At 64.7% G+C, this 20,044-nt stretch carries 21 protein-coding genes; 5 read left to right on the top strand and 16 right to left on the bottom strand.

The genetic code is table 11. The annotated features are described in order from the left end of the window. Positions 1-45: 45 nt before the first annotated feature. From ACTIFK_RS06875 to ACTIFK_RS06835, 9 genes are all read right to left on the bottom strand, one after another. The gene (locus ACTIFK_RS06875) at positions 46-480 is read right to left on the bottom strand and encodes a DUF4186 domain-containing protein (RefSeq protein ID WP_439542311.1); all 435 of its coding nucleotides are present in this window, start codon (positions 478-480) and stop codon (positions 46-48) included. Continuing rightward, the gene (locus ACTIFK_RS06870; RefSeq protein ID WP_439542310.1) at positions 477-2,336 is read right to left on the bottom strand and encodes an O-linked N-acetylglucosamine transferase family protein; all 1,860 of its coding nucleotides are present in this window, start codon (positions 2,334-2,336) and stop codon (positions 477-479) included. The genes ACTIFK_RS06875 and ACTIFK_RS06870 overlap by 4 nt, the downstream gene beginning before the upstream one ends. Positions 2,337-2,527: 191 nt before the next feature. Further along, on the bottom strand, positions 2,528-3,070 hold the full coding sequence (locus ACTIFK_RS06865; RefSeq protein WP_439542309.1) for a hypothetical protein: 543 nt from the start codon (positions 3,068-3,070) through the stop codon (positions 2,528-2,530). Positions 3,071-3,125: 55 nt separating this feature from the next. After that, a complete protein-coding gene (locus tag ACTIFK_RS06860; protein WP_439542308.1) occupies positions 3,126-3,410 on the bottom strand; it encodes a glycine zipper domain-containing protein in 285 nt (94 codons plus the stop codon). 120 nt (positions 3,411-3,530) lie between these two features. Beyond that, entirely contained in the window at positions 3,531-5,144 is a 1,614-nt protein-coding gene (locus tag ACTIFK_RS06855) for a GTPase family protein (protein WP_439542307.1), read from the bottom strand. Then, complete coding sequence (locus ACTIFK_RS06850) at positions 5,141-6,412, bottom strand: YcjF family protein (RefSeq protein WP_439542306.1); 1,272 nt, start codon at positions 6,410-6,412, stop codon at positions 5,141-5,143. Before ACTIFK_RS06850 ends, ACTIFK_RS06855 begins: the two co-directional genes overlap by 4 nt. A 138-nt stretch (positions 6,413-6,550) precedes the next feature. Beyond that, entirely contained in the window at positions 6,551-6,979 is a 429-nt protein-coding gene (locus tag ACTIFK_RS06845; RefSeq protein ID WP_439542305.1) for a c-type cytochrome, read from the bottom strand. 698 nt (positions 6,980-7,677) lie between these two features. After that, on the bottom strand, positions 7,678-8,040 hold the full coding sequence (locus tag ACTIFK_RS06840; protein ID WP_439542304.1) for an ArsC family reductase: 363 nt from the start codon (positions 8,038-8,040) through the stop codon (positions 7,678-7,680). A 14-nt stretch (positions 8,041-8,054) separates the two neighbouring features. Beyond that, on the bottom strand, positions 8,055-8,615 hold the full coding sequence (locus tag ACTIFK_RS06835; protein ID WP_439542303.1) for a flavin reductase family protein: 561 nt from the start codon (positions 8,613-8,615) through the stop codon (positions 8,055-8,057). Between the two features lie 185 nt (positions 8,616-8,800). Here ACTIFK_RS06835 and ACTIFK_RS06830 point away from each other — a divergent pair, with 185 nt between their 5' ends. Then, complete coding sequence (locus ACTIFK_RS06830) at positions 8,801-9,283, top strand: anthrone oxygenase family protein (protein ID WP_439542302.1); 483 nt, start codon at positions 8,801-8,803, stop codon at positions 9,281-9,283. A 218-nt stretch (positions 9,284-9,501) separates the two neighbouring features. Continuing rightward, positions 9,502-9,840, top strand: a complete 339-nt coding sequence (locus ACTIFK_RS06825) for a hypothetical protein (RefSeq protein ID WP_439542301.1) — start codon at positions 9,502-9,504, stop codon at positions 9,838-9,840. 60 nt (positions 9,841-9,900) lie between these two features. Here ACTIFK_RS06825 and guaA read toward each other — a convergent pair whose 3' ends face one another. Continuing rightward, entirely contained in the window at positions 9,901-11,448 is a 1,548-nt protein-coding gene (gene guaA, locus ACTIFK_RS06820; protein WP_439542300.1) for a glutamine-hydrolyzing GMP synthase, read from the bottom strand. 207 nt (positions 11,449-11,655) lie between these two features. Here guaA and ACTIFK_RS06815 point away from each other — a divergent pair, with 207 nt between their 5' ends. Together ACTIFK_RS06815 and ACTIFK_RS06810 are read left to right on the top strand one after the other, a co-directional pair. Next, on the top strand, positions 11,656-12,591 hold the full coding sequence (locus ACTIFK_RS06815) for a leucyl/phenylalanyl-tRNA--protein transferase (RefSeq protein ID WP_439542299.1): 936 nt from the start codon (positions 11,656-11,658) through the stop codon (positions 12,589-12,591). A 109-nt stretch (positions 12,592-12,700) separates the two neighbouring features. Beyond that, positions 12,701-13,687 carry a leucyl/phenylalanyl-tRNA--protein transferase gene (locus ACTIFK_RS06810; RefSeq protein ID WP_439542298.1) on the top strand — a complete coding sequence of 329 codons (987 nt, stop codon included), beginning with the start codon at positions 12,701-12,703 and terminating at the stop codon, positions 13,685-13,687. Positions 13,688-13,697: 10 nt separating this feature from the next. Here ACTIFK_RS06810 and ACTIFK_RS06805 read toward each other — a convergent pair whose 3' ends face one another. The 4 genes from ACTIFK_RS06805 to guaB are packed head-to-tail and all read right to left on the bottom strand — an operon-like array spanning position 13,698 to position 17,455. Continuing rightward, positions 13,698-14,162 carry a TspO/MBR family protein gene (locus ACTIFK_RS06805; protein ID WP_439542297.1) on the bottom strand — a complete coding sequence of 155 codons (465 nt, stop codon included), beginning with the start codon at positions 14,160-14,162 and terminating at the stop codon, positions 13,698-13,700. A 2-nt stretch (positions 14,163-14,164) separates the two neighbouring features. Then, the gene (locus ACTIFK_RS06800; RefSeq protein ID WP_439542296.1) at positions 14,165-15,460 is read right to left on the bottom strand and encodes an RsmB/NOP family class I SAM-dependent RNA methyltransferase; all 1,296 of its coding nucleotides are present in this window, start codon (positions 15,458-15,460) and stop codon (positions 14,165-14,167) included. Between the two features lie 31 nt (positions 15,461-15,491). Next, complete coding sequence (locus ACTIFK_RS06795) at positions 15,492-15,926, bottom strand: MAPEG family protein (protein ID WP_439542295.1); 435 nt, start codon at positions 15,924-15,926, stop codon at positions 15,492-15,494. Positions 15,927-15,955: 29 nt separating this feature from the next. After that, positions 15,956-17,455: an IMP dehydrogenase gene (guaB, locus tag ACTIFK_RS06790; protein ID WP_439542294.1), complete on the bottom strand. Its 1,500-nt coding sequence runs from the start codon at positions 17,453-17,455 to the stop codon at positions 15,956-15,958. 327 nt (positions 17,456-17,782) lie between these two features. Between guaB and pqqA the strand changes: the two genes are divergently transcribed. Further along, positions 17,783-17,872: a pyrroloquinoline quinone precursor peptide PqqA gene (gene pqqA / locus ACTIFK_RS06785; protein ID WP_020084408.1), complete on the top strand. Its 90-nt coding sequence runs from the start codon at positions 17,783-17,785 to the stop codon at positions 17,870-17,872. A gap of 156 nt (positions 17,873-18,028) precedes the next feature. Here the strand turns inward: pqqA and ACTIFK_RS06780 are convergent, their stop codons facing one another. Both ACTIFK_RS06780 and ACTIFK_RS06775 read right to left on the bottom strand, forming a co-directional pair. Then, the gene (locus tag ACTIFK_RS06780) at positions 18,029-18,784 is read right to left on the bottom strand and encodes an RlmE family RNA methyltransferase (protein ID WP_439542454.1); all 756 of its coding nucleotides are present in this window, start codon (positions 18,782-18,784) and stop codon (positions 18,029-18,031) included. A gap of 5 nt (positions 18,785-18,789) precedes the next feature. Then, positions 18,790-19,953, bottom strand: a complete 1,164-nt coding sequence (locus tag ACTIFK_RS06775; protein ID WP_439542293.1) for a Ppx/GppA phosphatase family protein — start codon at positions 19,951-19,953, stop codon at positions 18,790-18,792. Between the last annotated feature and the right edge of the window lie 91 nt (positions 19,954-20,044).

Raw genomic sequence — 20,044 nt, 5'->3', positions numbered from 1 at the left:
GATCCAGCCAGAGTGGCGTCGGGACGTTAAACCTTCAAGTTCGTGCTATTCCGTAATGAGCGATAGTTGCACGGGCGATTGTGGCAAAACTGCATCAAAAGGCGGTGGACTTGCGTTGGCGCCCGTCGGGATCGCCCCGTCGAGCCAGGCTTCGATGACGGCCAGCACGTGGGCCTGCACGGGTTCCGAAAGCGGCGCGTGCATGACAATTCCATGCCATTTCGCCAAGCAGCCGCGGCAGCATGTGGCGGTGGCGTGCTGCGCGACGAACACCGGATGGCCGCGCATGGGGGTCTGCTTGCCGTCGTTGCGCGGGTGGGCCGGCGCGAGACGCGTGGCAATGAAGTCGCGGGCGTGCTCGCGGACGGCATCGCGGCCTTTCGCCCGGAGATAGGCCTGCTCTTTTGCGCCGAGCTTGAAGCGCTGGCGGAACGTGGATTTCGACAGATGGCCCAAGACGTCGCCGATGTCCCGCATCATGCTGCCCGCCGCGTGGCGCACCATCGCTGCCAGGCTGTCCGGTAGAGCCTTTCCATGGCGCGCGTCAGGTCTGCGACATCGCTCAATTGGGACTGCTCGCAGCGTGCGCGGAGACCGGCACGCAGCGCGGCAAGCGCTTCAATGTTCGCATTGGCGTCGACGCCCTTTGCGATGTAGCCCGCTTCATCGTGCGCGACCCAATCGCCGAGACCGACAGCGTTGAGCAGGCTTTCGCCTAAGCGGCCGACCGGGGGGCGGTCGGCGAGAGTCAACACCGGCGCTCCCATCCAGAGCGCCTCGAGCGACGTCGTGCCGGCGTTGTGCGGGAACGGGTCGAGCGCGATGTCGATCTCGTTGTAGGCGGCGAGGACGGCCGGATGCGTCGGGGTATCGCCGAGATCAAGCCGGTCCGGAGCCACGCCGAATTCCGCGAAGCGCTTGCGGACATCGTCCTGCGTCGCCGCCGCGCCGAACGGCTTGTTGTCGAGCCGCAACCGGCTGCCGGGACAGGCCGCGAGCAAGGCCGACCACACTTTGACGACGCGGTCGTTGAGCCGTATCGGACGGCCGAAATAGCCGAACGTCAGGTACCCGTTGCGCAGCGCCGGAAGCGGTCCGACGGGCGGCATGGTGGCGGGGGGCTCGTAGGCGACGAACGGGCGGCCGAGATCGCACGGCGCTTCGCTGATGACGTGTTCCGAACCCGGTGGAAGCAAATAGCCGTCGGCGATCAGTCCATCGATCGCCGTCAGTCCCGTCGTCGTGCCGGTGCCGATGACGTAGGACAGCTGGACCGGCGCGGGCTTGCGGGCAAATACAAGCTGCCGGTTGCCGGGGGAATGGCCTGCAAGGTCTATCAGGATGTCGATGCCGTCGGCGGCGATCAGGGCGGCGAGGCGTTCGTCCGCCATGCCGACAGTCTGACGCCAGGTCGAGAGCGCCTGGAATTTCCGGCTCGTGTCGTCGGTGTTGCGGACGTCGGCGTAGCAATAGATGTCGAACGCGCTGCTGTCGTGGCGTGTCATCACCGGCAGCATGAAGACCGCGACGACGTGGTTACAGAGGTCGGGGGAGACATAGCCGATGCGGAGCCGGCGGCCGGGATCGGGCGTATTGGCGTGCGCAGTCGCAGTCGGGCGCAGGTGAAGAGCATAGGCCCGCTCATAGACGGCCGAGGCTTCGCGCAGATCGGCGGCCGCCATTTGCGGATCGTAGGTCTGGCAGATCAGAAAGCTCGAATGCAGGTCCGCGTCCGGCCGCTTCGCGAGGGCCGAGCTATAGACCTGCTTGGCTTCCGTGAACCGGCCGAGGTTTGCAAGCGTGCTGCCGAGATTGCGGATGGCCGTTTGGTTTTCGCCGCGCGCGAGCGACGTCCGGTACGAGGCCGCGGCTTCGACGAGGCGGCCTTGGCGGAACTGGGCGTTGCCGAGCGTGACGTACACTTCGACGGAATTGGCCCCGTTGGCGATAGCGCCAAGCGCCATGCTTTCCGCGGCCGCAAAGTTCCCGAGGTCCATCAGCACGTTGGCGTAGTTCGCAGCGGCGTCGACAAACTTTGGGTCGACGGCGAGTGCGTTCTGATAGGCGGCCGAGGCTTCGGCCAAGCGGCCCGTGGCGCGGAATGCGGCGCCGAGGTTGTTCCAGGCCGCGAGTGTCGGCTCGATCGCGATGGATTGTTTCAGGTGGGCGACGGCGCTGTCGTAGTCGCGCGTCTGATACGCGAGAATGCCGAGGGCGAAGTCGGCCAAGTGGGTCTGCTGGCCTGCGCGCAGCATATCGTGCGCGAGGGAGGCCGCCTCGGCGCTGTCGCCTGCTTGCAAATGCTGGAAGAGCCGGGCCGCGTCGTTGTCCGTCATCTGCCCCGATGCTGGCCGCTGGAATTGCTTATGGATGGCCGAATCAATCGGCGCCTTGCGGCCATTATCGACGAACCGGACGCCCCGTGCCAGCAGGGGCAAATATGACAAAGCAGCCGAGGACCACCCGGCTGCTTTCCTTATCCCGTGCCATTCGGCTTGGACCCTGCGCGTTGCCCTCGATGCGCGGACTAGATGGACGGTGATCCCGGGTCGGCGCCGGCGGTCGCCATGTTTGCCGTCGCCATGTCTTGAGACGCGCCCGCAAAGCGGGAGATGACGAACCCAATCAGCGCCAGGATCAGGATCAGCGGAAGATTCTTCCCGACGCCACGGGCGATGGCCGGCAGAGCCATGGGTGCGGACGAGGCCAGGAACGATCTGACTTCGGGGGTCAGGAGCGCAGACGCATCGAAGTCGGATTCGAGCTGATCGTCCGCCGTCTCGCTCGCGCCGTTCGCCGCCTGAGCGGTTTCGGACACGGTTTCCGCGGCCGTCTGCGGCGGTCCGCTGCCGACGATGGCCATCAAGACGAGACTGAGAACGGCGAAGCCCGCGGCCATGATCGAACAGCCGACGACCGTGCCATACATCTCGATGAGCTTGGTGGTGATCGCGGCCGTTCCAAACCCGCCGGCAATCAAGAGAGGGATGGCGACGACTGCGCGTCCGACGTACTTGGCCACGACCTGGTCGATGGATTGCTCGGCGCGCCTTAAGAGCCCTTGAAACATTTGAGCGCCACTCCCCTGAGATTGTGTCTCGTTGTCGTGATCAACTCGCCGCGCCTCAGGCTTTCCAAATCGCGCCGATGATGAAACCCACCGCGGCGGCGACGGCAAGCGTCGTCAGCGGCTGGTCCTTGACCGACTTGTCGACGGCGGTTTTGAAGTTTTCGGCGACAACCTGGACGTTCTCGGTCGCCACGCGGCTTTGGTCGGCAACGTTGCGGACCGTGCGCTCGATCTGATCGGTTGTCTTTTCCGCGAGGTTCACGGCCTTGTCGGCCAATTCGTCCGCCGTGCGGCCGTAATCGCCACCGCGCGTATTGGGCGTAGAAGATGACTGTACCATGGGAACTCCTGAGCTTGGGGCCGGCCGTCTGGCCTGGGCAGATAACGCCCGAGGTTCTAATTGGTTTCAGACCCTGTCAGTCAGCCGGGGAGCTCCGGGTGTTGCGCGTTCGTCGGTTTCTCATCTCTTCCGGCCGGCTTGCGTTCGCGCCCGGGCAACCGGTTTCAACGTGCCCGCGAGCGTTCGCCCGGCATTGCCGGCCTGGGTCCAGAGCGACTTCCAGCTCCAGCTCTCCTTGAGGTCGTTGAGGCACCGCAGAAGCTGGGCGCGCGTGGCTTCCGGCAGAGCGTCCGCAATCCGCTGCCAGAGTTGCTCGACGTTGTACGGTTTGGCCGGGTCGTTGAGGCTCAGGGCGACCGCTTCATCAGCCTCGAAGCCGAGATCCCCGGCGGCAGCCGCGACGGCCGATCGGATATTGCGGGCTTTTTCGGAGTCGCCTGAGGCTAGGTCGTAAGGTGGGCTCCATTCGTTGAAGGGACGCAGCCGGTCGATGTGCGTGGTGACAAGGATGATCGGCGGCCGGCGGCGATTCAGCCGCGACGCAAAATGCAGCCTGACGCCTTCCAGCGCCTTGCGGTCCGTCTCGCGGTCAGCGCGATTGACGGCGACGACCCACAGCATCAGGTCGCAATCGGCAGCTTTTTCGACAAGCTCGTCCAGCATGGCCGCGTCCGAGCCGATGCCGGGGCTGTCGATGATGAAGGCGGCTGGAAAGCCTTCGCCTTGCAGGACGTAGGGCGTGTACTTGGATGTTGCGGGCAAGGCGTCGCTCGCGGCGCGCGCTTCGCGGGCGAGGGCGTTGATCAGGCTCGACTTGCCGGCGCTCACCTGGCCGGCGACGAGAATGCGCAGCGGCTCCGCCTTGACCTGGCCGATGGCCTCCCGGTCGGCGGCGCTGTCGGCCGAGACATAGCCGGCCAGCGAACCGGACGAGACACGAAGCCGTCCGCCGTAAAGGTCGATGGCGGCGCGGCCGATTTCGAGAACATAAACTTCCATCAGGCGGCGGGAGATGGCGTCGCGGCCCCATTGCACCATGGCTTTCGAGAGTTGCTCGCGCGCTTCCTGCGCGGCGGCGGTTGCCGGGTTGATGAGGCGCACGACGCGCCAGACATCGTAGGCGCGCTCGGCGGCGTCGATCGCGCCGCGCCAGCGGTAGAGCGCCAAGGCCTGCGCCACCGTCATGCGCTCGCCAAACGGGACATTCTCGAGGACAAAGGTTCTCAAGCGGCGGCTGACGCGCTCGACGATGGCGAGCGCTTCGGGCGTGGTGAACTGCCAGATCGGGTCGGTTCGTCCGGGATGCAGCCGGTGCGCGACCGTTTCGATGGCTTCCTGGCCGAGCTTCAGCATGCTTTCGGTCGTTTCAATGCGAGCGGGATCGGTCTTCGCAGCAAGGGCTTCGACATCACCCCAGGCCAATTCCTCGGCCGGAGACCAGCTGAGGTCGCGGGCGAGCGATCCTGCGGTCGATGACGTCGCCGATGGCGAAACGTCCGCTTCGACTGCGGGTTGCGCCTCGGGCCGCGCGGGAAGAAGGCGGCGCTGCACGAGGTAGACGATCGACACCGCCGAAAGGGCGAAGATGGTCCAATAGATCAGATAGCCGTTCTGCCACAGCCAGAGGCTGCCCAAGGGAATCAGCGACAGCGCGGGAATGAGCAGTCCGATGGTGATGAGGATGAGGGATGCCGTGCGCTGGGCGCGGCGCTTTCCGCCAGGGGCTCTCGTCATGGCCGCCTCTCACCCTCGCGTTCGCTCATCCGCCGCCGCTTGGCCATGCTGAAGGCATCGCGCAACGCGCGCTGGTAGGCCTCGGCGACGCCGCCGCGATCCATCGTGCCGAGCCGCCGTCCATGGAGGTAGCGCACCGCAGCTTTGCCGAGCGCGTAGGTGACGGCGAAACTTGCCGCGGCAGAGGCGGCCGCGCCTGCGGTTTGCCCGTAAACGGGAACAAATTTCGCGAGCTGGCGCACGCCCAAGCTGGCCGCAACCCGTGCCAGTGTCCCAGCACCGATGGCGGCCGTGAGCTCGGCATACGCGCGCTTGTCCCAGCCGATGCCGTAGTGACGGCCGAGCTGGCTCAACATGCGCGCCTGGACGGTGGTCGACGCGATCGCGCCGGCGACAGGAATGGGCACGAGATCGCCGCCGGCCGCGGCCATGGCATGGCCCATGACGATCGGATCGGCGGCGCGCGCGCGCGGGTCGGTGCGAATGCCTGGCATGGCGGAGAGGGCGGTGAGCAATCCGAACGGTGCGACGGTCGCCAGCGCTTCCGTCAACGCGTCGAGCCCGTAGTCGACCGGCGCCAATCCATCTTCCGGATGCGTGAGGTCGACGGGCGCGAAGAGAATGGCGCCGCGTCCTGGAAGCTTGTCGAACAACGTGCGCTGGTAGGCGAGGCTGCGCATCAGGTCGGAGGGGATGCGCGCGATGGCTTCCGACGGCGCGTTCGGTTCGAACGGGTAGGGCTCGATATGACCGTCGCCGGCGCTGTAGCCGTCGTGCAGGCTCGTCTGCGCGACGACGATCGGCCAATCGGGACGGCGCGCGCGCACTTTCGACAGGGCGGCGAAGAGTGCGTCCTGGTGCGGGTCCATTGCGCGCATAGTCGCGAGAATGAGGTGGGCCGCGCCCTCGCTGACGGCGAGGTCGTCAGCCGGATCGTAATTGGCTTCGCCGAGGCCGCGCGTGTCCAGAAAGCGGATGACCGGCGCTTCGCTCGGAAATGCGTAGATGTTTGAGTTTCGGGTGCAGGCGCGGAAGCCGTCGCCGATCTCGGCGTCCGTGCTGTGGGTGATGGCGCGGATGACCGATGTCTTGCCGCTTTGGACCTTGCCGATCAGCCAGACAACCGGGGCGTAGGCTTTGGCCGCCGCCTCCGTCCATTCAGCCGTTTCGGCAGCTTCATCAGATCCGTTCGCTTGGGATTTGTTGCGGCTCCTCCGGCCTGTCAAGCCGGGCAGCACGCCCCTCAGCGCTGCAGCCCACGTCGACATGAGAGCCCTCGGTCAAAGACAGCAACAACCGCGCTTAGATTGCGCAACGTGCATGAAAACGCGCGGCGTCGCCATTGTGTTCCGTTTGGCGACTGTGCGAGAGGCAGGTGCGCAGCCGGCAGGCGCCTGATCGGAGCTCTATTTCTGAGCCTTGAGATAGTCGATGATCAGTTTGCGCTGGCCGGCGTCCGCAATACCGCCGAATGGCTTCATGGTCGTGTTGGCCGCGATCGACGCCGGATTGGCGAGGAACTTGTCGAGGGTGGCGTCGTCCCACGTGATTTGCTCGTTCAACTGGCCGGAGTAATTTCCGAAGCCTTTGACTTGCCCGGCTTTCGCGCCGTGGATGCCGTGGAGCGTGGGGCCCAGGCGATTGTCTTCCGGCTTCACCGAATGGCAGGTGCGGCAGTGCGTGTTGAAGGCGATCTGGCCGGCGTCGTCTCCCCCCTCTGATCCAGCGGCGTTGGCTGGTGGGGCAGTGGGTTCTCCGCCGGCATAGAGCGTTCCTGGAAGCGCTGCAGTCAGGGCGAAGACGGCGACGAGCGTGGAAACTTTTGTGCGAGACATTGGCCGCCTCTTCTTTTTGTTGCCGATTGTCCGTGTTCAACGCACAGCCTGCCGCGCAAGTTCCTGTTCGTTACGCCTTCGGGGGATTTCCCTACGGTATATCAATCGTTTGTTAGTCTATCGCGGGAGGACAGCGGACGCATTGGCAGTCATGGGTGTTCCGTAGGGGACAGCGCGGCGGGCCCAAATCTTTAATGGTGGCAGTGTTGGAACCAAAGCGCCTCCCCGCTGTTGGTCCAATGATCCGCCGGAACGCTCCCCCCCGCGATTCCGGCGAGATAGAGCGCCGCTGCGGGCTTCCCCCAACCCACGCTCAGCGGCGCTCGCAATACGATCGGCCCCCCAGCTCCCCCCTGGGGGGTCTTTCTTTTTTGGGGCCTTGGCTTGTTGGGGTGTGGGCTGTGCAAGTCTGTCAGTGCGATGATTTCCCGAAATTTTTCCGAGATGCACTCAGACGTAGAAAAATTTTTGATGCGGCCCGGTTTTCGGCCGAATAAATCTGAGAGAAATCCGTTTTCCCATAAGTGCGGTTCGATTGCTCATGTCCCCGCGTTGGCAATCGCGCCGCACGCAACGTCTCATCTCGGCGTCCGCCACGATGGGCACGTCAACGGACGGGACAGGACCCGCACACCTGTCCCGTCTTTGCTTTTTTCGGGCCGTCGATGCCGACGGCCTCGCGTGGGACGTCCAGATCCTCAAGCCTTGAACGCCGCTGCGTAGATCTCCGGCTTGAAGCCGACGATCAGCTTGCCTTTGCCGAGATCCAGCACCGGCCGCTTGATCATCGATGGCTGCTCCAGCATCAGCGCGATTGCCTTGTCCTGGTCGAGGTCCTGCTTGTCCGCATCAGGCAAGGCGCGGAAGGTGGTGCCCGCACGGTTCAGCACCGTTTCCCAGCCTGCCTTCTTGCACCAGCTCTCGAGCCTCGCGCGCTCGATGCCGTCTTTTTTGTAGTCGTGGAAGGCGTAGGCGATGCCATGCTCCGCGAGCCAGGTGCGCGCTTTCTTGATCGTGTCGCAGTTTGGAATTCCGTAGACGGTTGCAGTCGGCTTGGTCATCCGGCGAAGCACCTTTAGAGATTTTCAGGCCTGAATTTCGAACGGCGGCTGATGACCTTTCCGGACACCATGAAGACGCCGTCGCCGGTGTAGTGCAAGGTCTGTGGGTGTTTCGGTGATGGCGCAACATGGGCCTTCACGACCTCAAAGACGAAAAAGTTGTACCGCGCGATCAGCGCGTCGTCGACGATCCGGCACTCGAAATTGGCATGACAGTCGCGGATCAGGGGGGCGCCGACCTTCGAGGCCTTTTCCGCCGTCAGCCCGAATTGCGCGAATTTGTCGATGTCGGCACCTGACGAATTGCCAATCCCGACGACCGCGTCGGTCAGGGCCGTCGTCGGCAGGTTGATGACGCACTCGCGGCTCTCGCGGATCATCCCATGGCTGTGATTACCTGACGAGATCATGCAGCCCACGAGCGACGGCGAGAATTCCAGCATCGTGTGCCAGCCCATTGTCATGATGTTCGTCTTGCCCTTCGAGGCCGACGAAACGAGGACGATGGGACCGGGTTCGAGATAACGCCGCACGTTGCCGAGTGGAAAGTCTCGCTTCCTCACGCCTTTGGACATGGGCTGATCCTCGTGGTTCGATGGCATGCCATCACCGAAACGCTGGGGGGTTTCGGGAGTTCACACTTCGCCACTCTCTGGCGCACGGCGTCGAGGCGGTGTTCGGCCAGGTCGGCCCGCACTGTATTCGCCGCTGGGGGCAAAGCGTTGCAACAACGGGAGCCTGGACAAGGGAGGTCACACACGTGAGCGCCATCATCAGCGTCTTATTGTGGTTCCTCGCGATCGGTTGCGGCATGATCGCGGGACTGTATTTTGCGTTCTCGGCCTTCATCATGACCGCGCTCGCGCGATCCGGAACAGCAACGGCGATCACGGCCATGAACGCCATCAACGCGGTGATCCTCAAATCCGCCTTCATGCCGTTGTTCTACGCGACATCGCTGGGCGCGTTGCTCGTTGCGCTCGCGGCCGTGCTGAACTGGGATGGACAGGTGTCTCCGATCATCCTCGCCGGTGCGCTGGTCTACTTCATCGGCATGACCGTGGTGACGATCGCCTGCAATGTGCCGCTCAACAACGAGCTGGCGGCGACCGATCCCCTGTCTCCCCAAAGTGCGCCCGTCTGGTCGAAGTACTTCGCGCGATGGACGATGTGGAACCACGTGCGCACCGTCGCCTCGACGCTTGCCTCCATCGCATTCGTCGCGTCCCTCTGCATGCGCTGAGACGCTGGCGAGCGAGCGGGTCTTGACGTCCATCGAAAGCAACGCCGCCGCCACATAGGGCGTTTTTTGCATCGCAAAAGCGAAATAGATGCCGGGCATGAGGCTGGCGTTGCCCCAGATAGAAGCATGCCGGGTACGTAAGTGAAAATTCTCGCCGGGGACAACGGAACGCGTCATTCAAACATGCGTTGGGTTGTGAGCAGGCTGGAGGAATCGGCATGTCCGTTGGCCCCGTGACCGGACGTCCTCTCATCTATCTCATATTACAAGACGCTGTGCCGTCCGGGCTAGCCATTGGCAATCTTGGTGGTGACACGATCTATGAATTCGTCACCGATTATTTTGGCAAACGTTATCGATACGTCGGTCTGGCGCCGAGGCGGTGGAGCGGCGAAATCGATGTTGATGCGTTACAGGCTGGCGAGTTTATCCTGCCACCCAATCTGGTCTACCGGCTCGAGCGCAGCCACGTCGCAAGGCAGCCCGGGCGGATAGCCAGGCTTTGGGCCAGTGTGACTTCGTTTTTCGTTCGCCCGTCGAAAAGCCCAAGTCGCTGATTGGTCGCGTGCCGGGGTTTTAAGCCATCTTTCGGCGCTGCACCTACACGCGGTTTGCAGCTATTCCCACTCGATGGTGCCGGGGGGCTTCGAGGTGACGTCGTAGACGACGCGGTTGATGCCGCGAACCTCGTTGATGATCCGGGTCGCGGCGCGGCCGAGGAAGCCCATGTCGAACGGGAAGAAGTCGGCCGTCATGCCGTCCACCGAGGTCACGGCGCGGAGCGCGAGGACGTGATCGTAGGTGCGCCCGTCACCCATGACGCCGACCGTACGGACCGGCAGTAGCACCGCGAATGCCTGCCAGATCGCATCGTAGAGGCCGGCCTTGCGGATCTCGTCGAGGTAGATCGCGTCCGCCTTGCGCAGGATGTCGAGCTTCTCGGGCGTGATCTCGCCGGGAATGCGGATCGCGAGGCCGGGGCCGGGGAAGGGGTGGCGTCCGACGAACGCGTCGGGCAGGCCAAGCTCGCGTCCGAGTGCACGCACCTCGTCCTTGAAGAGCTCACGCAAGGGCTCGACGAGCTTCATGTTCATGCGTTCCGGCAAGCCGCCGACGTTGTGGTGCGACTTGATCGTGACGGATGGGCCGCCGCTGAAGGAGACGCTCTCGATGACGTCGGGATAGAGCGTGCCCTGGGCCAAAAATTCCGCCCCGCCAATCTTGGCCGCTTCGGCCTCGAACACGTCGATGAAGTGCTTGCCGATGGCCTTGCGTTTGGCCTCCGGATCGCTGACGCCCGCCAGCGCATCGAGGAAGAGCTTCGACGCGTCGACGTGGACAAGTGGGATATTGTAGTGGTCGCGGAAGAGGCCGACGACCTGTTCGGCCTCGCCGAGCCGCATCAGGCCATGGTCGACGAACACGCATGTCAGCTGGTCGCCGATCGCCTCGTGAATGAGAACGGCTGCGACGGCGCTGTCGACACCGCCCGATAGCCCGCAAATCACGCGGCCCTGGCCGACCTGGCTGCGGATCTTGGCGATCATCTCGCGGCGGTAGGCGGACATTGTCCAGTCGGACTGGAGGCCGGCGATGCGATGGACGAAATTCGAGATCAACTTCTCGCCATCGGGCGTGTGCACGACCTCAGGATGGAACTGCACCGCATAGAAGCGGCGGGCCTCGTCGGCCACGGCTGCGTACGGGGCGTTCTCGCTGGTGGCGATGACGCGGAATCCCTCGGGAAGGCGCGTGACGCGGTCGCCGTGGCTCATCCAGACCTGGTGGCGATCGCCTTTTGCCCAGACTCCTTCGAACAGCGGGCTCGCCTCTTCCACCGCAAGCACGGCGCGGCCGAACTCGCGATGATGGCCGCTTTCGACCTTGCCGCCGAGCTGTTCGGCCATGGTCTGCTGGCCGTAGCAAATGCCGAGTACCGGGATGCCGGACTGGAAGACGGCGTCAGGGGCGCGGGGGCTGTCCGCTTCGGGCACCGACGAGGGGCCGCCGGAGAGAATGACCGCGCCGGGCTTGAGCTTGGCAAACGCCTCGGCGGCGGATTGAAAGGGGTGGATTTCGCAATAGACCCCCGCCTCGCGCACGCGCCGTGCGATGAGCTGGGTCACTTGGCTGCCGAAATCGATGATCAGGACGGGCGCGGACATCGGTTGCTGGTCTCTCCCCGGGACTCCCATGATGCTGCGGTAGACCACCCCGCCGCCCAAGCGTCAAGCGCACCGGGCGTGGAGCAAAGCCGCAGGCCGGGCGGCCGAAAGCGCCCCTTTCCCACGATCGTGTCGTGGGCCGAAAGATTGGCCCGTGATTTGCGGTGAATGAGACGTTAAGGGTTTTCTGAGAGGCATAGTGGACCCATGCTGACGTCTTCCCGCACGCCCGCCGGCGAATGGCCACCCGCCAATTCTCAGGCACATGAAAGCGACGGCGACGCGCCTTCCGCGGCTTTTCCGCTGCGCGAGACGCCTTTCTGCGCCGTCACGCGCTGGATTCTCGGCATTGCCTACGCTTTGCACCCGCAACGCATCGGGAGCCTGCCGCACCTGACGCTGCTGACGGCGCGGGACCTGATGCGGGGCGGGACACGGCTTCCGGATCAAAATCGGACATGGGACTATCCTGATACATTCGGTGGCGTGGTCCGCGACCTCACGCCGGAAAGCTACCTCGAAGGTTTACGGCGGGGCTTCTTTCCCTGGGCGCACTGCGGACCGCTCAAGTGGTGGACGCGCGCCAAGCGCATGGTGCTGTCTTTCGACAACCTCCACATCAGCCGGCGCCTGCTTCGCCATTTGAAATCTGGCAAGTACACCGTCACGTTCGACACGGCCTTCGATCGGGTGGTGGCGCAGTGCGGGGCGCCGCGCGCCTACAACTGGCATACGCTGACGTGGCTCACGCCGAGCTACATGCGCCTGTTCTCGGTCCTCAACCGGCAGGGCCACGCGCATTCGTTCGAAGTCTGGAACGGGCAGGGTGAACTGGTCGGCGGCGGGTTCGGCGTCGCGACCGGACGAATCTTCGTCGGGGAATCGATGTTCAGCCTCGAGCCCGATACGTCCAAGATCGGATGCGCGGTGCTGTACGCCCATCTCGAAAAGTGGGGCTTCGAACTGGTCGACGCGCGCGATTTTACGCCTGTGCTCGAGAAGATGGGGTTCCGGGAAATCCCGCGGGCCAAATACGAAGCGATGCTTGAAGCGCACGGCCACGAGCCTGCGCCGGCCGGCGCGTGGAGCGCGGACGGCAGCGTCACGGCCGACGTGTACGGCACGCCGTTAACGCCACATTAATCTCGATTGCAGCTCGGCTCGGCGTTTCCATCGCGCGTTAAGCGGCGCCGGTTAGGACTATGAGGTTGACGACGGCACGATCGTGCGCGCGAAAGACGAGGTTCAAGTGATGACCGCAGCAGTGTTGGCGGGTGGGGCGCTGGCCCTGGCAGGGGCTCTAATTTTGATGTTTGCAGTCCGCGCGAAACGCGACGGAGCGTTTGCAGAAGCGCCGATGTTTACGCTGCAGCGCTGGGTGCTCGGCACGATCTATGCGCTCCGACCGGTGCGGATCGGCGACCTTCCTTATCTCCTCTGGCATTCCGCGCGCGATCTTTTGCGCGGCGGTACGCGCGTCCCCGATCCCTCACGCGTGGCCAACAGGCCGGACACGTTCGGCGGCGTTTGCCGCGACATCAGCCCGGAGACGGTGCGCGTTGCGGCGCAACTCGGCTTCTACCCGTGGTGCCACTTCGGCCCGATGCGCTGGTGGACGCGCCGCGAGCGCATGGTGCTGCGCACGGCAGAATTCCGCATGACCAAGAACCTGCGGCGCATCATGCGCAAGACGCCGCTCCGCGTGACGTTCGACCAGGCCTTCGACGAGGTCATCCGGTCGTGCTCCGGGCGGCGGAAGAACCGCATCTATGGCCTGACCTGGATCACGCCGACGATCATGCGCCTCTATTCGGCGCTGCACGCGCAGGGGCATGCGCATTCGTTCGAGGTCTGGAACGCGGACGGCGTGCTCGTCGGCGGCGGCTACGGCTTGTCGGTCGGCCGCGTGTTCTTCACCGAGTCCCAGTTCAGCCACGAGTCCAACTCGTCCAAGATGGGCTTCGCCTGTCTGATGTATCATCTGGCGCAGTGGGGCTATGTGGCCAACGACGGCAAGGATCCGACGCCGACGTTGGAAGAGGCCGGGTTCCAGCCCATTCCACGCGCGAATTTCGAGCAGCTTTTGCGGGAGCACGGCCGCGAGGGTGACCGCACCGGCGCTTGGGCCGTGACGGCGTCGCTCGCCGAGATTGCAGACTGGGAACCGAGCGGCGTGGCGAAGCCCGCTAGCCAGCCGGTCAAGGCTGCCAAGCCGCCGAAAGTAAAAAAGGCAGCCTAGCGCGTCGTGCTCAGGCTTGCGGATTGAGGACGTAGACGGCGATGTTCAGTGCCGTCGCGTAGGTGATCCACGCCAGATACGGGATGAACAGCAGGCTCGCGATGCGGTCCGTGCGCCAGTTGAGCGCGACGAAGGCCACCACGGTCGTCCACAACAGAACGATATCGACGGCGGCAAGCCCGATCTGGTGCTGGCCGAACATCAGCACCGACCAGATCCCGTTCAGCAGCAGCCCCACGGCCCAAACCGCAAGCGCTGGTCCGAATCCCTGCCGCTCGTAGACCCGCCAGCCGGCGATGGCGATCATGACGTAAAGGATGGCCCAGGCCGGCGCGAACAGCCAGTTGGGCGGGGTCCATTCCGGCTTCGTCAGAGCCTCGTACCAAGGTCCCGGGAGAAACTTCGATCCGGTGACCGAGACGAGCGCAACGAGCGCCAGAAAAACGACGAGGCTCAGACCGGATTTCAAGGTCACGATCAGGATCTCTTCGTGAACGTGGCGATGAAGAAGCCGTCGGTGCCGTGCGAAGCCGGCGTCAACTGCAGCGTATCCGACGATCCGTCGGCCGATACGGGCGGGGTGGCGCCGAGGGTCGCTTGCCAAATTTCGCCGAAGGGCGTGAGCGTAAACTCGGGATGGGCTTCGACGAACCAGGCGGCCTGGTCGACGTTTTCCTCGGGCAGCACCGAGCAGGTGACGTAGGTCAAGCGTCCGCCGGGTTTGACGAGGCTGGCCGCGCGCTTGAGAACCTCGCGCTGTTCCTTCTGGCGGGTGGCGAGGGCTTCGGGACGAAGACGCCACTTCGAATCGGGTTTGCGCCGCCACGTGCCGGAGCCGGAGCAGGGGGAGTCGGCGAAGACGATGTCGAAGCGCGGTCCCAAAGCGTTAAGCGCGGCGGTGTCGCCGCCGTCGATGACCTGGATGTTGCGGACGCCGGCTCGCTGCAGGCGCTCGAAGATCGGCCTAAGCTGGAACTTGTCGCTGTCGTAGGCGTAGATCTGGCCGTTGTTCTCCATCGCTGCGGCGAGGGCGAGCGTCTTGCCGCCTGCGCCTGCGCAGAGGTCAAGCACCTGGTGGCCCGGTTTCGCTCCGCTCAGGGCCGCCGCGATCTGGCTGCCTTCGTCCTGGATCTCGAACCAGCCTTTGCCGTGCGAAGCCTCGGCTTCGGCGTGCGGGCTTTTGGCGGGGCCGACCGGTGCCGGGATGCGAACGCCGTGGGGCGCGAACTGTGTCGGCGCGACGTTCATCTTCTCGAGGGCGGCGAGGACCTTGTCGCGGCCCGCCTTGAGCGTGTTGGCGCGCAGATCGACGGGCGCGCGCTCCGCCATGGCGCGGCCTTCCACGAGCGCACGATCGCCGAAGGCACGCGTGAAGGACGGCATCAGCCACTCGGGAATGTCTGCCGCGATGTGAGGGGCGGTTTCGGCGTCGATCGACGCGTCGAGGCGGTGGCGCTCATCGTCGCTCAGGGCGGCGGGAGCGTGGGGGCCGCCGTCACATGCGCGGGCGATGTCGTCCGGCGAGAGGCCAAGCGCCTTCGTCGCGGCGGCAATCGCCAGCGCGCGCGGTTCGGCGCTTCCCATCCGGGCCGCAAGCGACAAGCGCTGCCGCAGCGCGTCGAAGACGAGCGTGCCGATGGCTGCGCGATCACCGGAGCCTGCGAAGCGATGCTTCTTGCCCCAGTCTTGAAGGGCTGATGCCGCTGGCTGATGGCGCGAGAAAATATCCTCGAGCACTTCGGCCGCGGCTTGAATCCGGGGGCCCGGTCTCACGATGTCGATCCTGGAGTGAAGGGGCGCCGGTCTAAGCCGTGCCCGTGGAGAAAAAGAGGATGCGGAGCGCGAAGGCGACCCACATGACGGCGAGGACGATCGAACCCGCCGCGAAGGCGAGGAAACGGTTGGGCTGCTTGTTCGACGTCGTGTGGATGAAGGCGTGGTAGAGCCGCGCCGCCACGAACACCCAGGCGAGCGCCACGAACAGGATGTCCACCTGGCTGGTGATCATCAGGAACGCGACGAGCGCGTAGAAGAGGACCGGCACCTCGAGCTGATGGTGGAACGCGTTCGAGATCTGCATCACGCGCGGCGGCCAGTTCTGTTGCCGCAGCGAGATATCCTTGTATTGCAGGTCGCCACGCCGGATTGCTCCGATGCGTTCGCGGCGCATCCAAGCCTGGAGAAAGAACGTCAGGGCGACCTGAACGAACACGGGATAGAGAATGGCGGTCTGTCTCATCGATCCTGATCCCGTATTCGTTCGCCGCTTTAGACTGCTCCCGGATAGTTGGGGCTTTCCCGCGTAATGAGAACGCCATGGGCATGACTTTCGCGCATGCTGGCCGGCGAAATGCGGATGAACTGCGATTTGTTGCGAAGTTCCTCGAGGGTCTTGGCGCCGGTATAACCCATGCCCGCGCGAAGTCCTCCGACAAGCTGGTTCAGCACGGCGTCGACGGGCCCCTTATAGGGGACCTGGCCTTCGATACCTTCCGGCACGAGCTTCAAGGTGTCCTTGACCTCCTGCTGGAAGTAGCGATCGGCCGAGCCGCGCGCCATGGCGCCAACTGAGCCCATGCCGCGGTAGGCTTTGTAGGTGCGGCCCTGGTACAGGTAGGTTTCGCCGGGGGCCTCATCGGTGCCCGCGAGCAGCGAGCCGATCATGACGCAATCGGCGCCGGCCGCGAGGGCCTTCACGATGTCACCCGAATAACGGATGCCGCCGTCGGCGATGATCGGCACGTCGTGCTTATGGGCTTCGTTGGCGCAATTCATCACGGCGGTGAGCTGCGGGACGCCGACGCCGGCGACGATGCGGGTGGTGCAGATCGAGCCCGGGCCGATGCCGACCTTGATACTATCGGCGCCTGCATCGATCAGCGCGCGCGTTGCGTCCGCGGTCGCGACGTTGCCGGCGACGACCTGCACGGAGTTCGAGATCTTCTTGATGCGCGTTACGGCATCGAGGACGCTTTTCGAGTGACCGTGGGCGGTGTCCACGACGATCAGGTCGCAGCCGGCCTCCAGCAGCCGTTCGGTGCGTTCCCATCCATCGTTGCCGACCGTCGTCGCGGCGGCGACGCGCAGGCGCCCCTCGGGGTCCTTGCAGGCGTGCGGGTGCTTCTGCGCCTTCTCGATATCCTTGACCGTGATCAGGCCGATGCAGTGGTAGGCGTCGTCGACCACCACCAGTTTCTCGATGCGGTTCTGATGCAGCAGGCGCTTGGCTTCGTCCCGGCTGACATCGCGCGTGACCGTGATCAGGCGATCCTTGGTCATGAGCTCGGCGACCGGCTGCTTGACGTTGGTCGCAAAACGCACGTCGCGGTTCGTCAGGATGCCGACGAGGCGGCCTTTGCTCTCGCCCTTTTTGGGAGCTTCGACGACGGGAATGCCCGAGATGTCATGGGCGGCCATCAGCTTCAACGCTTCGTCGAGGGTGGCCGTGGGCTGGACGGTAACGGGGTTCAGAACGATGCCCGACTCGTACTTCTTGACCATCGCGGCTTGGCGGGCCTGCTCTTCCGGCACGAGATTGCGATGCAACACGCCGATGCCGCCTTCCTGGGCCATCGCGATCGCGAGCTTGCCTTCGGTGACGGTGTCCATGGCGGACGACAGGATCGGGATGTTGAGGGAGATCGTCCGGGTGACCCGGCTCGCCACATTGACTTGGTTAGGTAAAACCTCGGAAGCGGCCGGCAGCAGAAGCACGTCGTCGAAAGTCAGTGCTAGACCCAAATCGCTATCGATTGGGCGTTTAGCCATGGTTCTCTCCTCGGCGGGGTTGACACGGGGCGGCCGCGGACTGGGCGGGCGGGCTCGAATGTCGAATGCGCTATAGCACCGGGCGGGCGCTAGGGGAAGGGAGCGTGCCTGCGGCGTGGGAGCATGGCTCACAAGGACCTCTCGGGGCGGGTCCCAAGGGTGGTAGCCGTCCACGGACGGACGGCATCGTCTGTCGGCAAATTTTCTCGCAACTGCACATCAGCTCAAATGATGGGAGTGCGTTGAAAAATCGAATAGACCTTCGTCTCTGATCGCGTTAGGAAGACGCGTTCAAGTGCTCTAGAGCGTTTTGAGGAGGAAACAACAATGAAGATTTGGTCCAAGCCCGCCGTGCGCGAGCAGGAAGTCGGCCTCGAGGTCACCAGCTACCTCCCGGCAGAGATCGACATCATCTAACTGATGATGGAGATTGGCTCGCGCACTGGCGAGTCGATTTAAGGCACGGCGGTCGAGCAAGCGGCCGCCGTTGCCATTTGTGGGGACCGTCAGAGTCGAAGTTCTTGCTTATTCCGCTGCGCGCCACTTTGCCGCGACAGCGTTGATCCTGCCGGCTTAGGCCGTGCCGCCCTTGAACCCCGTCGCCAACACATAGAGTTCTGCACTGTCCGAACGGCTCGCCGGCGGCTTCACGTGCCGCACCGTTGCGAAGCTGCGCTTGAGCAGGTCGAGCAGATCGCGCTCCGTGCCGCCCTGGAACACCTTGCAGAGGAACGCGCCGCCCGGCGCGAGCACGTCGCACGCGAAATGCGCGGCGGCTTCCGCAAGCATCATGATGCGTAGATGGTCGGTGCTGGTGTGGCCAACCGTCGGCGCCGCCATATCCGACAAAACGATGTCGGCGGCTTCGCCGTTCAGCTGTTGCTTCAACCAGGGCTCGGCGCTGTCGTCCATGAAATCGAGCTGCGCGGCCTGGACTCCGGCGACCGGCTCCATCTCCAGGATGTCGATCGCAATGACTTGGCCGCGCCCGCCGACGGATTGCGTGCGCGTGGCTGCGATCTGGCTCCAGCCGCCCGGTGCGGCGCCGAGATCCACCACGCGATGGCCGGGTTTCAGGACGTGATATTTGTCGTCGATCTCGAGCAGCTTGTAGGCGGCGCGCGAACGATATCCCTCGCGTTTGGCTGCGGCCACATACGGATCGTTGAGCTGGCGCTCCAGCCACCGTTGCGACGATGCGGTGCGGCTGCGTGCGGTTTTCAGGCGGACGTTGAGGTCGCGCTGGCCGCCGGATACGCCGAGCGCGCTCGTCGGCGTCTTTCCGCTCGTCGCCTTGCCGCCGGGCCCGCGGCCCGACTTTCCCTTCATGCGCATCAGTTTTGTCCCGATCTTTGCCGTCTGCGCCGCCGGCCGGTGCGATAGACTCCGTCCTCACTCATGAGCGTCGCAAGGATGCCTTCGCGCAGCCCGCGATCGGCTACGCGCAATCTTTCGGCGGGCCAGGTGCGCAGGATCGCTTCCAATATGGCGCAGCCCGCGAGAACGAGGTCGGCGCGCTCCTGGCCGATGCAGGGCTCAGCCACGCGCTCCTCATACGATCGGGCGAGCAGCTGGTAGGTGACGGCCTGAATTTCATCGAACGTGAGCCAGCAGCCGTCGACGCGCGCGCGGTCGTAGCGCTTGAGGCCGAGATGAATGCCAGCCACGGTCGTCACGGTGCCGGAGGTGCCGAGCAGGTGGACGGTCGCGCCGCTCGAAAGGGCGCGAAATCCGTGTAGCGTTTCGAACGGCCTGACGAGGCCGATGACGTACTGCACCATCTCCTCAAAGCTGTCGGGCGTGACATGGTGGCCGCCAAATCGTTCGGCCAGCGTGACGACGCCGACGGGCAGCGATGTCCATCCGCGGATCTCAGGTTTCGCCGCGGGCCGCCGGTCTGCGTCGGGCCCGCGCTCGGCACTGGTGCGCTTGGTGAGGTCGAGCCAGATCAGTTCGGACGAGCCGCCGCCGATGTCGAACACCAGAACGTAGTCGGTGCGATAGTCGATCAGGGAGGCGCAACCGGAGACGGCGAGCGACGCTTCGGTCTCGCGGTCGAGCACTTCGAGCTTGAGGCCGACCTCGTCTTCCACGCGGTGCAGGAAGTCGCGGCCGTTGATGGCGATGCGGCACGCTTCGGTGGCGACGCAGCGGGCGCGCGCAACCTCGTTGCGCTGAATTTTAGAGGCGCAGACGCGCAAGGCGTCGATGGTGCGCCGCATCGCTGCATCCGAGAGCCGCCCGGTCTGGGAGACACCTTCGCCAAGGCGAATGATGCGTGAGAACGCGTCCACGACACGGAAGCCGCGCCGCGACGGGCGGGCCAGCAGCAAGCGGCAGTTGTTCGTTCCGAGATCCAACGCGCCATAGACGGGACCGCGATCGGCAGGAGCAAAGCGGGACGGCTGTGAGGAGACGGACTGCGGGGGGTGGCCGCCAGGTGCGCCGCCTGGGCCACGCGCCGAGCCGCTACCGGGACCCGTCTGGGCGACTCGCATTGCGCGAGGGGCCGTGGCCCGCTCATCGTCAGAAAATTCCGACACGTCTCTTCCCCAGAGCCTGGTTCCGGGTTGCGGGCCGTTTTCGGCC

It is taken from the genome of Hyphomicrobium sp., from assembly GCF_051860585.1.
Classification (GTDB): Bacteria; Pseudomonadota; Alphaproteobacteria; order Rhizobiales; family Hyphomicrobiaceae; genus Hyphomicrobium_C.
Note: the sequence above shows the minus strand (reverse complement) of the source record. Positions and strands in the feature narration are given on the sequence as shown.